Origin of the sequence: Shewanella seohaensis (genome assembly GCF_023283775.1) — a bacterium.
Lineage (GTDB): Bacteria > Pseudomonadota > Gammaproteobacteria > Enterobacterales > Shewanellaceae > Shewanella > Shewanella seohaensis.
This window is the reverse complement of sequence record NZ_JAKILE010000002.1, coordinates 251,405-264,112: the sequence shown is the minus strand read 5'-3', so window position 1 is coordinate 264,112 and position 12,708 is coordinate 251,405. Positions and strand designations below refer to the sequence as shown.

The following is a 12,708-nucleotide window of genomic DNA, read 5'->3' as shown; positions in this document are numbered from 1 at the left end:
TGAGCGAGCACAGCCTGACATCTGATGTATCATTCTTAAGGGATTACATAAACTTAACGTTTAGTGTGAACCCAATTTGGCGTGGGTCGCCATAGCGGATATATTGCTTTTCCGCCCAGCCGTTATCCGGCTCATTACCAAAATAGAAACCACGCACACCATATTCTTCATCGAACAGATTGCGGCCCCATAAATACGCCGACCAAGCACTCGCCTCGTAACCTAAGCGCGCATTCACAATGGTGTATGGCTCAGAGCGCGAGTCGTTGCTGTCTGAGTAGTAAAACTCACTCTTACCACTCATGTTGACGTTGGTAAACCAACCCGAGTTCGCACGATAGGTACCGCCTAAGCTGTAGGTTAAGTGTGGTGAATGGGCCAAATCGCGGCCCGTTAAATCCACATCGCTACCGTATTTATCTTGGTACTGGTAATCGCCGTACGCCGTCTCTAACCAACCTAGGCTTGAGTAAAACTGGAGATTATCGGTGGCATACCAAGTGGCGTCCAACTCGGCACCGTAGTTGTGTGAGCTACCCGCATTCTCAGTGTAGAGGATAAAGCGTTGTGGCTTGTTAGGATCTTGCTGGGATGCGGCCACTTGCTGATCTTGTCTGTCCATATAGAACAGCGCCAGATTCGTATCGATAAGCCCTTCAAACCAATGGGATTTAAGACCAATTTCGTAGTTGTATAGGGTTTCGGTATCAAACTCTTTTTTATCATTGAGTTCGACTGGCAAGGTCATGTTAAAACCGCCAGCCTTGTACCCGCGCGCCACACGGGCGTACACATTATGGGATTGATTCAGCACTTTGCTCAGTGCAATATGGCCGCCCCACATGGTTTCGCTCGGGTCAAAATTATCATTGTTGGTGTCTGAGTAGTGGCTATTACGAAGCTCAACACGCAGTCCCACAGACAAGGCATAATCGGCGCCTAAATCCGTATCCAGCTGACCAAATACGGCGTAATTGGTTGCTTCATATTCGGAATCTAACACCTCATCTGGCCAAGAATTATACTCAGAATACAGCTGGTTATCTTCTTTAAGGTTCATCGCATAAACCCCAAGTAACCAATCGGTTGAACCGGCAAAAATACGGCCTTGGTCGGTCGAGCTTAAACGGAACTCTTGGGATAAGGTCTTACGCTGACCGGTTTTGTCCCAGAAGTAATCGTACTGACAAGGGGCGAGATTGCCCTCATCCTCACATTGCTTGGAGGCCCAATATTCAGGGTTAGCCCAATCACCATCGTAACTATAATGGTGATCGGTATTGGCAAATGAGGTCAGCGAGGTCAGCTCAAACGACTCAGCGCCCGAATAAGTTGCTTTAAATCCTGCGCCCGTGGTGCGCTGGCTATCGACACCCGGCTGATCCGAAATAGTCTGTTTAGGATCGTTGGTTAAACTCCAGGCATCATAGCCATTATCAAAATCGGCATGCAGCAGAGTTAAATCCAGTTGCAGATTGTCGGTGGCATACCAGCGTAATTTAGCGCGGCCAGTAAATTCATCACGGCCATTGGTACCTTCTTTATTTAAATAGAGATTATCGCGATAACCGTTTTGTTGATGTTGCTGCAGCGACACGCGGTATAACAATTTGCCCGAATCGCTCAAGGGGCCAGAGCTAAAGCCACTGAAGGTTTGCAAATCGTCATTGCCTAAAGAAACCTCGGCGCCATGTTCAAACACATCCGTCGGGTCGTTGCTCTTAAGGTAAATCAAGCCCGCTAACGCATTGGCGCCATAGCGGGTACCCTGCGGGCCGCGTAATACTTCAACCTGCTGCAGATCGTACATGCTCGACACCATGCCGATACCCGATAAATCAATATCATCAATGATATAACCCACAGATGAGTTAGGCGCACCTTGATATTGTTCCTGCTCACCTACGCCGCGGATCTGGAAATACTTAGGACGTGAGCTGCCACCCGACCAGTTAACGTTGGCGATGGAATTGATCACGTCTTCAAAATGTTGGGCGCTTTCATCTTGAATTTGCTGGGCATCGATAACGGTGATACTCGATGGCATTTTTTCTAAGCTGGCACTGCGAAAATCTGCAGTCACCACCATGATTTCCATATCATTGCTAGGCTCAGGTTTATCGATAGCATCGGTTTGCGCCCATGCGGCCGTGCTTAACGCAGCCGAAATGGCCAGCGCTAATGGCGCACGCGTTAACGAAAAGGAGAAGGTGGAACTCTTGGTAGACTTTTTGTTAGACATAGGACCTCAAATACATGTTTGAGATCCGGCAACGAATAAGCGATTCAGAAGTGTGCTGTTGATTGGCCCATTCCTACGCCGGTATTAGCCGGATCAGGTTCTAAGGGTTCGTCTGATGACATCTCAGTCTGCCACTTTGTTGGCAAACACCCCTTGGCGGCGCTAAGTATACATGACGAAAATCATAAAGTAGACACTCTTGTATCTGCACATAGGTAAATGACGCTTAGCTCACGCCATTTAAGCCCCGATTGAAACATCTGACAGCTCACAATTGGCCGATACAAACGCCCTTCTCTCCTTAGGCTGATTTGACCCAACATGCTTTCTAGTGCTATAGAAGGCGACGATTTTAAGTATGGTAGAAGGGTCAACTCAATGCAGCTAAAACCGTTAGCCAAGGGACGTTATAGCCAGCGATGGGAACAAGACTATCCTCTTATTGAAGCTGTGATTCTTAGCTGTATCAGCGAAGTCAAAATGCTCAAAAAAGGCGCTCACCTGATGACACAAGGTGAAGCCATAAACTCGCTGGTGTTAGTCAAGCAAGGCCGTGTATCGCTGGGGCACACCGCCAGAAATGGCCGTTGTTTCCAATTAGGGACTATCGATTGTGATTCGCAACTATTTGGTGAGATGGAGTTTTTTACCCAATACCAGTGCCAGCTGGACATCATCGCCAACGAGCCCTTGGAAATTTCGCTAATTAGCACCGAAAAGTTGCAACACTCCCTCGGCCAACACCCACAACTGGCGCTGTTTTTTGCCAGTGCCATTGCGATTGATTACCAAGATACCGTCGATATTTTTACCCGCAGACTACTTTATCCCATCAGCTATAACGTGGCATTCGATATTTACCATGAGTATTTAAACGATTTACCCGTCGATGGTTTTAGTAAGCGTTATTTAGAGGCGGAGCGTTTTGGTACCACTGACAGAGTCTACCGACGGGCATTACAACATTTGGAAGAGCGCGGTTTAATCGAGCGTAAAAAAGAAGGCATTCGGATTAAAAACCTGAATGCACTTAAAGCTTTTGTCGAAGCAGGCATTTAACCCACTTCGACAACATCCATACTCGGCGGATATCAACTGAGTATGGGCCTTTAGCTTAACTTGCCGAAAGTGATTGTGCAGACATCGAAGGTTTCATCCGGCTCGATGCAATCAGCAGCATAAAGATTGCGGCGTAAAGTACGGGGATTACATACATCACGGTTTGTAAGCCAATAATACGCTCGAAGAACGAACTGATAGCCGGGCTAAACATGGCGCCCGTACTGCCACTGATCAAAATGTAGGAGACATTCTTACTGCTGGCTTGCTTCACAAACGACACGCCATAGGCAATAAACGCATTGTAAAGTGCCGCGCAGACAAAGCCGTAACCGTAGGTTAAATAAGCAATCCAATTCAACTTGTCGGTAGTCACAATCACAAAGGTGATCACCATGGCTAAACCAATAATACCAACTAAGAAATGATGAATTTTTACCCGAGTCACGATTAAGGTTGAAATCAAAGCACCAATCAGCGCGGCAGACCAATATTGGGTAATGATATTGCCCGCCTCCTCAAATGGGATATCAAATTTTTGTTTTACAAATAACGGCGCCCACGTGAGAAAGGTATACAGTGCCAGCATGCCTAAAAATAAGCCGATGCCGCCGCTGATAATACCGAAATTCCACTCCGATTGTTGTTTCTCTTCAGTATTCGATGATTGCTCGCACAGAGAAAAATTGGTGAACAAGCTAATAATTACCGTGCCTAAGGCAACCAAACCCACGGCTAAGTAACTGTAACTCCAAGACAGGGCATTGGTTAAGGCGTAGGTTGTGATCAGCGGAAACACCACCCCAGCAACATTAAAGGTCGCATCCTGCACCACTAACATAGTGCTCTGCATTTTGGCTTGCCATACAGACACCACAATGGTGCCCGCGATACACAGACCAATCCCACCGCAGACCCCAATTAAGGTCATGGCTACCATCACCACTTGTAGCGAACTGGTAAGGTGTAATGCCAGCGCAGAAAGCGCGACTAGACTGTAACTGAGTAAGGTGATCCGCTTAATGCCCAACTTTTCAATAAAGAAAAAGGCGGCAATGGTCCCCGCCAATGCGCCACCATTAAGTAAGGAGAAGATTGAGGCCACATCATTCACATCGGCCGCAAACTTCTCCGCTATGGGTTCTATCAACATCCCAAATTGCGTCGCAAAACCTGCCATAATAAAGTTCGCGAGAAAACTAATGGCGGTTAAGGTGATTTTATTATTCATTTTTGTCATTCCATCGTGAAATGCGAAAGGTGCAAAGGTTAGCGTGTGACCTAATTCAGCGCAGTCGCGAGCGCAAGTTCGATCATATTATTGAAGGATAACTGACGCTCTTCGGCGGTAGTTTCCTCACCTGTTAGGCAGTGATCGGATACAGTCAGAATGGCCAATGATTCAATGCCCTGTTGATGCGCTAAGCCATAAAGACCTGCGACTTCCATATCGATACCCAATACCCCAAAACGCTCTAGAGCCGGGATCATATCTTCGTCGGGATCATAATAAAGATCGCCACTAAATACGTTGCCGACTTTCACGCTAATGCCTTTTTCAGTGGCTTGGGTATAGGCTTTGTGCAGTAAGGAAAAGGTGGCCGAGGTTGCCATATGATAGCCACTGCTACGCTTGGCATTCGTGGGTGAGTCGGTACCCGCCGCTTGCGCTAAAATCACATCACGCATTTGCACGTGTTTTTGGGTTGCGCCTAAACTGCCGATACGAATGATGCGTTTAACACCAAAAAAATTAATCAACTCATGGCCATAGAGCACCATTGAGGATATCCCCATACCGTGACCCATCACAGAAATACGCTGCCCTTGGTAATAACCGGTGTAGCCCAGCATATTGCGAACGTTGGTGACTTCTACAGCATCGGTAAGGTAGGTTTCGGCAATATATTTCGCCCGTAGCGGATCGCCAGGCATAATTACAGTTTCAGCAAAATCAGTAGGTTGTGCATTAATATGAGCAGTCATAGTTCTATCCTCATCTAATATTATGCTGATAGTAGTGCTCAACCCTGAAATAGTTTTAGGACTAAAGTCCGCTTTTCTATCGCGGCTAAGTCTTTTCCGTCGAACTGAGTCAGTTATCGCAATTTTGCTTCTCGGCGTAGCAACCGTCACTGGACAAACTCATCTCGCGCAAACGAGCATAAGTAAGATGAGGGTAGATAAAAGAAAAAGACTTACGTCCCCAAAACGTAAGTCTTTATCAATGGGGCGTAAGCCTTTATCAATGCGCGTTAACTTAGCTTTAAAGTGCTAAATGCTCTGACGCGATTGTGACAACTAAACCCTATGGTTCAAGTTTAGTTTGAATAGGTCTCGCGCACATAGACATCGAATTTCGCCACTTGCGCATTTGGGGCCACGGCCGATACTTGCAGCTGTTGTTTACCGTGTAATTTCACCGATTTCCAACTGGTGGCTTCATCTTCAATGGTAAAGCCGCTGGCATCATACCAAGTAAACTTATATTGCACTCGCATATCGCTTGAGGACTTGCTGACGATCAAGGCCGAACCTTGGATCAGATCACCAACGCGGCGCGCCTCAACCCCTTCAACACTGATATCACGGGCGAAGCTGTTGTTATCGACGCGGGTTTCTCCCAGTGAGTTCACCGAAATGCCCGCCGTATTTGTGCAGGCGCCGAGTGTCAGAGCTGCAGCCAAGATTACTCCACTGTAAATTGCTTTCATTTTGTTTTCCCTCACTCACAAAAACCTAGTTGCCGAACAACGGATGGGCAATGACACTACGTTACGCCAGCTGAACTTATGCTTAACGTACTCATCTTGCCCCGCCCTCGCGATTAATCGATCAAAAAGTGCGCCCTTGCGGTAGCGATCAACTGCTTACGATTGGTTTGCCAACAATTGATATTCACGTTGGCGACCCGTCGACCCTGACGGGTGATACGGCATTCGGCGAAGCTGTCTTTATGTAGACCTGCACGCAGGTAATCAATCGAGAAATCAACTACTTTTGGCACTTTCGCCGTTTGCATAAACACCATTAACTGCACTATGGCTGACATTTCCATAAAACCAGCAATCACTCCACCATGAATCGCGGGCAGAATGGGATTACCGATATTGTCATCCTTAGCGGGGAGTTTGAAAATCAGCTCATCGCCAAAGCGCTCGACCTTCATGCCAATAAACTTAGCATAAGGTACATGTTCGAGCAGATGACCAAAGTCGTTCAGCTCGGTGGCGCGTTTTACAATTCCCTGCACATCGAGGGTTTTCTGCTCGGTCGACTTATTTGAGTTCATCTGTCTCTCCTAAGGGCGGCACGGCTTCTCCCATCAAGGCTTGTCTAAAGGCATCGCCCACCATTTCAGGGCTGATCCGCATAAAGGAGCCCACCGCATGGGCGATTGGATCATCAATGCTGTCCTGATAGGCGATGGCGCGGGTAAAGGCGATATTAGATGACAATTTATAGCACTCGGCAAAACCATAAACTGGCTTATGGGGCTGCGCGGGCTTCATATAATCGACCCGTAAGTCGAGGGTCGGCGAAATTTCTAAGGATTGATATTTTTGAAAAATCGCACTCACCACCGCACTGCCACAAGCGGTGTCCATCAGGGTAGTGATCACCCCGCCGTGGATAACGCCCGTATCGGGATAACCAATTAACTCAGTGCTATAGGGCAACTCAATCAGTACATGGTGCTCACTGGCTTCGAGCACGGTTAACCCTAAGCGACGGCACTGGGCGAGCTGATCGACAAATCGCTGCGCCATTTGAGTCAGCGGAAAAAAATCAGGATTTACCTTCATTGACCTTGGCTCAGCATGGGTCCCAGTGGCTCTCCGCCAACGAGATGAATATGGATATGGTACACTTCCTGTCCGCCATGTTTATTGCAGTTCATGATCAAACGATAACCATCTTTGGCAATCCCCGCCTCTGCCGCCAGTTTAGCCGCCACTGTCATCATCCGGCCGAGTGCAGGTTCATCCGAGGCTTTCATATCATTTGCAGTTGGGATCAAATGATTCGGCACAATCAGAATATGGGTTGGCGCCTTTGGTGAGATGTCTCTAAATGCGGTCACCAGCTCGTCTTGATACAGGATGTCGGCGGGAATTTCGCGGCGGATAATTTTGCTGAAAATGGTTTCTTCGGCCATGGGGAGTCCTCCTTGGGTTAATTGGGATAGTATACTAGCAATTCAACGCTTTGTGTCTCCAGATATTTTGCGTTTCATTTGCCTGTTGTGCGCATTTTTGGCAGCATGACGCCCATTAAAACGCATCGGTTTTACAGGATAAATTATGATCCACTATCACATCATTCCCGTCGATCCCAAGGCGCACTTGTTCGCCGTCACCATGACGGTACAAAAGCCTCACCCTAAGCAAGTTTTTAGCCTGCCCGCGTGGCTTCCCGGCAGTTATATGGTGCGGGATTTTGCCAAGAATATTATCGATCTTAAAGCCACAGGCGATAACGGCGAGCCGCTTAAGCTCACTCAGCTGGATAAACAAACCTGGTCGGTCGAACATCACTGCACCCAACTCACCTTAACCTATCAAGTGTATGCTTGGGACTTGTCGGTACGCACCGCGCACCTTGATATGACCCACGGTTTCTTTAACGGCAGCAGTGTGTTTTTAGCCGCCCACGGCTTTGAGGCAGGTTTACACACAGTAACAATGGCGGCGCCGACCGAGCCAAGCCTAAACGAATGGCGACTCGCTACTAGCATGACACGTCAAAGCGGCGATGAATTTGCCTTTGGTGAGTTTTGCGCGCAAAGCTATGACGAACTTATCGATCATCCAGTTGAGATGGGGCTATTCACCCACGCCAGTTTTGAAGCCTGCGGCGTAAGACACGATATCGTACTAAACGGTCGCCACCGCGCCCATATGCCGAGACTCTGCCAAGATTTAAAGGCGATTTGCGAGTATCAAATCAAGCTGTTTGGCACGCCAGCGCCCTTTGAACGTTATCTGTTTATGACGACAGTGCTCGACAATGGCTTTGGTGGTTTAGAACATAGGGCATCGACGGCACTCATGTGCTCGCGCAAGGATTTGCCGCTGTCGATGGATGCACCGATTAATAATGACTACCGCACCTATTTATCGCTCTGCAGCCATGAATATTTCCACAGCTGGAACGTTAAGCGCATCAAGCCAGAATGCTTCTTACCCTATCAACTCGAGGCAGAAACCTATACCCCACAGCTGTGGGCCTATGAGGGCATCACCTCCTATTATGATGATTTCCTTACCTATCGCGCAGGCTTAGTCGATGAGCAAAGCTACCTAGATATGCTGAGCGAAACCTTTACAAGGGTATACCGCAGTCAAGGCCGCTTTAAACAAAGCATTAAGGACTCCAGCTTTAACGCTTGGACTAAGTTCTACAAGCAGGATGAGAACGCCCAAAACGCCATTATCAGTTATTACACTAAGGGCGCCCTGTTTGCGCTGTATCTGGATTTAACCCTAAGAAGCGAGACTCAAGGAAAATACAACCTCGACGATCTAATGACCATTCTGTGGCAGGAATATGCCCTGCAAAATCGCGGCACCACGGATGAATGTCATCAAAGGATTGTTGAACGCTTATTGGGGCGCGATTGCCAAGATCTCTTCGCCTATCTAGACAATACAGACGATATCCCGCTGGCACCGCTACTGGCCGAGTTTGGCGTTGAATTGAACCTGAGAGCGAGCCAAGGCGCGCAGGATGTCGGCGGTGGCTCGGCCAAAGGGTATGAGATTGCCTTTGGCGCTAAGACGCAAGCCGCACCAATCGGCCTTAAAGTAACTACGGTCGCCCAAGGCAGCCCTGCGCACCTTGCGGGCTTAAGCGCCGGAGATATCTTAATTGCGGCGGATAATCTGCAGGTGACAGGTCAATTTGAAGCGCAGCTTCAGCAATACCCACTCGGACAACGCCTAAGCCTGCATTGGTTTAGACGCGATGAATTGATGACGGGGGAACTGATTATTGCAGAGGCGCCAAAAGATACGGTTGCCTTAAGCATCACAGATAAAGACAAACTGCAGGCTTGGCTAGGTCGTTGATCTTTAATGTATTAGTCTTTAACCCATAAAGCACAAAAGGGGCAATCGTATCGACGATTGCCCCTTTCTATTTGTTTCTTTGTTTGTGCAATTGAATATTGGCTTAGCGACCCATCAACACTGGGTTACACCACCACATCATGTAAATAGGTTTGCGCCCAAGCGATGGCTTGACCACGGCTCGACACACCAATCTTACGGAAGACACGATACAAGTGAGTCTTAATGGTGCTCTCACTCACAAACAATTGATTGGCGATATCGAGGTTAGTGCTGCCAGACAGCAGGGCTTGTAACACTTCACGCTCACGGATGGTCAATGGCTCGGTATCTTCGAACAGTCCAAAGTCATCATTCACCCCGTTCACCAATTGGATAGGGATCACTCTGTGCCCACGCAAGATGTTGGAGAGGCCAAGGCTGATTTCAGTCAGTCCTGCATCCAGATAAAACACCCCTGCCGTAGTCGAGGCTTGCATTAAGAAACGGGCATCAACCTGTTTAGGGAACTGGATATAAACGACTCGCACACTCGGATGTTCGCGGGCAAGCAAGCGTTGAAATTGATAGGCTTTTTGAAGATCGACGGTGGAAAGGTCAATCACCACCATAGAAGCTTGGTTATCTTTGATTTGATCACACATCTCGTCTGGGCTGACTTGCGACAGCTTAACGAGAAACTCCTGCGGCCAGCGTCCTGCCAGTAATTCCATCAGAACTTGCGATCTTGACACTACAATCCAATGTAATATTTTGAACATCCTGCTCACTCCCTGTCTGGTTAACGATTATTCATTTTGAGAGGAGAAACATCTCTCAATACCACTTCAACATCCGTTCAATAGACTTCCAAGTCTACCGTGCACACGATATTAGCATTAGATAAAACAGATTCAAAAGACTTACGATAAAAATATTTACCGTACGCAAATCAAAAACTTCTGCAACTTTAGCATTGAGTATTGTCAATCAGAAGGCTGAATCTAAACTGAAAATAATGCGCTATTCATGATTGAAAGGCGTAAGATAAATCAACACAAATAATAAGGAAATATTATGTCCAATCAACAACCAATCCCAGTCGAAATGAAATCATATCGGGTATGGGACAGACCGACCCGCCTGTTTCATTGGATCAATCTGCTCCTCGTGCTCGCCCTACTGATTGTGGGTGGCATGATGATGTTTCGCAGCGACTTAGGCATAACCGAACTCTCCGGCAAAATCGGGCTTAAAACCCTGCATGTCATCATTGGCTATGGCTTTGCGATTAATTTACTTATCCGCTTAGTGTGGGGGTTTATGGGCAATAAATACGCCCGCTTTAGCCATATGTTCCCCAATGCTAATAGCAAGGCCGAGTTACAAACCTATAAAGCAGAGCTTGCCGCAGGTAAAAATCCCCAATACCTAGGCCACAATCCTAAAGGAAAATTTGCCGTGCTCGCCATCATACTCTTATTGCTCACCATAATGTTTACTGGCCTAATCCGCGCTGGCACTGATATTTACTATCCACCGCTCGGCAGCACAGTACAACAGTATTTAGCGGCAGCGAATGTCGACCCGAGTAGTTTAAAACCCTACGATGCCACGGGCGTAGATACCGATAAAGCCAATGCCATTAAGCCCATGAAGGGACTGGCCGGTGAAGTCCACGTATACGCAGTGTATTTATTAATGCTTCTTATCGTGCTGCATGTATTTGCAGTGGTCTATACCGAAATCAAACGTCAACCTGGGATCATTTCGGCCATGTTTTCCGGTAAAAAACTGATCCAAGGGCAACCCAAGGACGAGTGAGAGTTAATTGGCGTGTGTAGTTAACCATTTTAATTTTGCATTATATTTCTGCTGATTTTCGGGTAAAGCCGCTAACTCAATTGCTGTATTTATTGATTTTTTAGCGGCGTTTATATTTCCCAAAGCAAATTGTGCTTTAGCCAACTCATAATACGCATGATGAAAATAAGGTGTATTTTCTATAAATTTTTTAAAGTATGCTTGTGCTTTCTCGTAATCAGATGTTTTTAATGCTTCAGCCCCTAAGCTGTACCAGTCATAAGGGTTTGAATCGTTCAACGCTAACAACTGCTTGTCAATTTGAATAACACCTTGTTCATCTCCCCTTTGCAGGAGTAATTGACGATAATTGCTTAACAATACAACTCGGCTTTCAGCGATCGAAAGCCCATAGTTATAAAACTTCTCCGCAGTTTCAAAATCGCCCAATCGACGATGTAGCACGGCTAGCATATTAATAATGGGTGGGTACTGCTGTGATAACACAAAACCATACTGTAACATCGCATAGGCATAATTAAAGTCATTTACTAACAATGCCTCAGCCGCAATATTTCGGTAAAACATTGCCAGAAACTCCTGTTCAGAAATCAGAGCTCCAGCCCTATCATTTGTGTCGGGGAAATAATCGACCATAGTGTACTGACCACCACTGAGATAATGTCCTTTGAACTCCTGATCAGATAAAAAAACTCGAACGTGATCTGAACTCACCACAAGATCATTTTCGATATTTATCAGTAAGGGAGAGGCATGAATAACTTGGAAGCTTGCTTTTACATTTAGCTGCTTGGCAACTGCATATGTCAGTAAAGCCAAACTCATACAGTTACCACTTTGAACTCGTAAAGCTTCGGAGGCTGTGTAAGTCTTTCCCTCATAATTAAAATGTTGCATTTTTCGGCTAACAAATTCAAAAACTTGGTCTCGGGGGGAAAGAATAGAAATGTCATTTTTTTTAATAAAGTTTTTTAGCTCAGCTAACTGCTCAGCGGTCAGGTTTGATATGCTATCTATTGAAGGAACTTCGATGCTCTCAATGCGAAATAATTCGGTGTTTGCTTCTGGTATAGGTAATCGATGAGAGGAGTATGATTTATCCCCCGAAAGAGTAGAGACGCAGCCAAAAGAAAGGCTGACACTAAAGTACACCCAAAATGCTCTAAACACTTTTGCGAGAGTAAAATTGACTAAACATCCAACGCTAAAATAATCACAAAGCCTAGACATACACACTTACTTCCTTGTAAAACTCTATTTCAACAAACTAACAGCACTAATCACCCTGGTCAATAACATACCCGCCAAATTAGACCTATGTAGCGGAGACACAAGTCAACAATGTTTCACACTTTTATGCAGCTAGTCAAAAATTAGACTTTACCTAATTAAGCTAACTAAAAATGACAATATTCGAATCGAATGATCAAAAAGCTCATTCTTGAGTAAAAAAGAAAAAGCCCAACTATTAGTTAGTTGAGCTTTTGGATTATTAGTTTATAGCTTCTTGAATACGTAACGCTTTATATACTT

Annotated in this window: 12 protein-coding genes and 1 riboswitch; of the genes, 3 read left to right on the top strand and 9 right to left on the bottom strand. The window is 46.3% G+C overall.

Annotation, left to right across the window (positions count from 1 at the left end):
* Positions 1-43 precede the first annotated feature (43 nt).
* Positions 44-2,242 carry a TonB-dependent receptor gene (locus tag L2713_RS03350; protein ID WP_248966920.1) on the bottom strand — a complete coding sequence of 733 codons (2,199 nt, stop codon included), beginning with the start codon at positions 2,240-2,242 and terminating at the stop codon, positions 44-46.
* 53 nt (positions 2,243-2,295) lie between these two features.
* Positions 2,296-2,406, bottom strand: a riboswitch (TPP riboswitch).
* 214 nt (positions 2,407-2,620) lie between these two features.
* Here L2713_RS03350 and L2713_RS03345 point away from each other — a divergent pair.
* Complete coding sequence (locus tag L2713_RS03345; RefSeq protein ID WP_220053323.1) at positions 2,621-3,301, top strand: Crp/Fnr family transcriptional regulator; 681 nt, start codon at positions 2,621-2,623, stop codon at positions 3,299-3,301.
* A 55-nt stretch (positions 3,302-3,356) separates the two neighbouring features.
* On the opposite strand, the gene tsgA is transcribed toward L2713_RS03345, so the two are convergent.
* The 6 genes from tsgA to hinT all read right to left on the bottom strand — a co-directional run bounded on the left by tsgA (position 3,357) and on the right by hinT (position 7,460).
* Positions 3,357-4,532, bottom strand: a complete 1,176-nt coding sequence (tsgA, locus tag L2713_RS03340) for an MFS transporter TsgA (RefSeq protein ID WP_248966919.1) — start codon at positions 4,530-4,532, stop codon at positions 3,357-3,359.
* A gap of 50 nt (positions 4,533-4,582) precedes the next feature.
* Positions 4,583-5,287, bottom strand: coding sequence for a purine-nucleoside phosphorylase (gene deoD / locus L2713_RS03335; protein WP_109285693.1), 705 nt, complete (start codon positions 5,285-5,287; stop codon positions 4,583-4,585).
* Positions 5,288-5,622: 335 nt separating this feature from the next.
* Entirely contained in the window at positions 5,623-6,015 is a 393-nt protein-coding gene (locus tag L2713_RS03330; protein ID WP_011626478.1) for a YcfL family putative periplasmic lipoprotein, read from the bottom strand.
* A 113-nt stretch (positions 6,016-6,128) separates the two neighbouring features.
* The gene (locus tag L2713_RS03325; protein ID WP_248966918.1) at positions 6,129-6,593 is read right to left on the bottom strand and encodes a PaaI family thioesterase; all 465 of its coding nucleotides are present in this window, start codon (positions 6,591-6,593) and stop codon (positions 6,129-6,131) included.
* A complete protein-coding gene (locus L2713_RS03320; protein ID WP_011623074.1) occupies positions 6,580-7,107 on the bottom strand; it encodes a PaaI family thioesterase in 528 nt (175 codons plus the stop codon). The genes L2713_RS03325 and L2713_RS03320 overlap by 14 nt, the downstream gene beginning before the upstream one ends.
* Complete coding sequence (hinT, locus tag L2713_RS03315; protein WP_011623075.1) at positions 7,104-7,460, bottom strand: purine nucleoside phosphoramidase; 357 nt, start codon at positions 7,458-7,460, stop codon at positions 7,104-7,106. Before hinT ends, L2713_RS03320 begins: the two co-directional genes overlap by 4 nt.
* A 145-nt stretch (positions 7,461-7,605) precedes the next feature.
* Here hinT and L2713_RS03310 point away from each other — a divergent pair, with 145 nt between their 5' ends.
* Positions 7,606-9,372 carry a M61 family metallopeptidase gene (locus L2713_RS03310; protein ID WP_248966917.1) on the top strand — a complete coding sequence of 589 codons (1,767 nt, stop codon included), beginning with the start codon at positions 7,606-7,608 and terminating at the stop codon, positions 9,370-9,372.
* A gap of 125 nt (positions 9,373-9,497) precedes the next feature.
* Here L2713_RS03310 and L2713_RS03305 read toward each other — a convergent pair whose 3' ends face one another.
* Positions 9,498-10,133 (bottom strand): LuxR C-terminal-related transcriptional regulator, encoded by a 636-nt coding sequence (locus L2713_RS03305; RefSeq protein ID WP_011717426.1) that lies wholly within the window; start codon positions 10,131-10,133, stop codon positions 9,498-9,500.
* A 295-nt stretch (positions 10,134-10,428) separates the two neighbouring features.
* On the opposite strand from L2713_RS03305, the gene L2713_RS03300 reads away from it, so the two are divergent.
* The gene (locus tag L2713_RS03300; RefSeq protein ID WP_248966916.1) at positions 10,429-11,175 is read left to right on the top strand and encodes a cytochrome b/b6 domain-containing protein; all 747 of its coding nucleotides are present in this window, start codon (positions 10,429-10,431) and stop codon (positions 11,173-11,175) included.
* A gap of 3 nt (positions 11,176-11,178) precedes the next feature.
* Here L2713_RS03300 and L2713_RS03295 read toward each other — a convergent pair whose 3' ends face one another.
* A complete protein-coding gene (locus tag L2713_RS03295) occupies positions 11,179-12,405 on the bottom strand; it encodes a tetratricopeptide repeat protein (protein ID WP_248966915.1) in 1,227 nt (408 codons plus the stop codon).
* Between the last annotated feature and the right edge of the window lie 303 nt (positions 12,406-12,708).

Excerpts from the sequence above, each read along its gene's own strand:
- L2713_RS03350 (WP_248966920.1), bottom strand. The coding sequence starts at position 2,242 with ATGTCTAACAAAAAGTCTACCAAGAGTTCCACCTTCTCCTTTTCGTTA.
- L2713_RS03345 (WP_220053323.1), top strand. The coding sequence starts at position 2,621 with ATGCAGCTAAAACCGTTAGCCAAGGGACGTTATAGCCAGCGATGGGAA.
- tsgA (WP_248966919.1), bottom strand. The coding sequence starts at position 4,532 with ATGAATAATAAAATCACCTTAACCGCCATTAGTTTTCTCGCGAACTTT.
- deoD (WP_109285693.1), bottom strand. The coding sequence starts at position 5,287 with ATGACTGCTCATATTAATGCACAACCTACTGATTTTGCTGAAACTGTA.
- L2713_RS03330 (WP_011626478.1), bottom strand. The coding sequence starts at position 6,015 with ATGAAAGCAATTTACAGTGGAGTAATCTTGGCTGCAGCTCTGACACTC.
- L2713_RS03325 (WP_248966918.1), bottom strand. The coding sequence starts at position 6,593 with ATGAACTCAAATAAGTCGACCGAGCAGAAAACCCTCGATGTGCAGGGA.
- L2713_RS03320 (WP_011623074.1), bottom strand. The coding sequence starts at position 7,107 with ATGAAGGTAAATCCTGATTTTTTTCCGCTGACTCAAATGGCGCAGCGA.
- hinT (WP_011623075.1), bottom strand. The coding sequence starts at position 7,460 with ATGGCCGAAGAAACCATTTTCAGCAAAATTATCCGCCGCGAAATTCCC.
- L2713_RS03310 (WP_248966917.1), top strand. The coding sequence starts at position 7,606 with ATGATCCACTATCACATCATTCCCGTCGATCCCAAGGCGCACTTGTTC.
- L2713_RS03305 (WP_011717426.1), bottom strand. The coding sequence starts at position 10,133 with ATGTTCAAAATATTACATTGGATTGTAGTGTCAAGATCGCAAGTTCTG.
- L2713_RS03300 (WP_248966916.1), top strand. The coding sequence starts at position 10,429 with ATGTCCAATCAACAACCAATCCCAGTCGAAATGAAATCATATCGGGTA.
- L2713_RS03295 (WP_248966915.1), bottom strand. The coding sequence starts at position 12,405 with ATGTCTAGGCTTTGTGATTATTTTAGCGTTGGATGTTTAGTCAATTTT.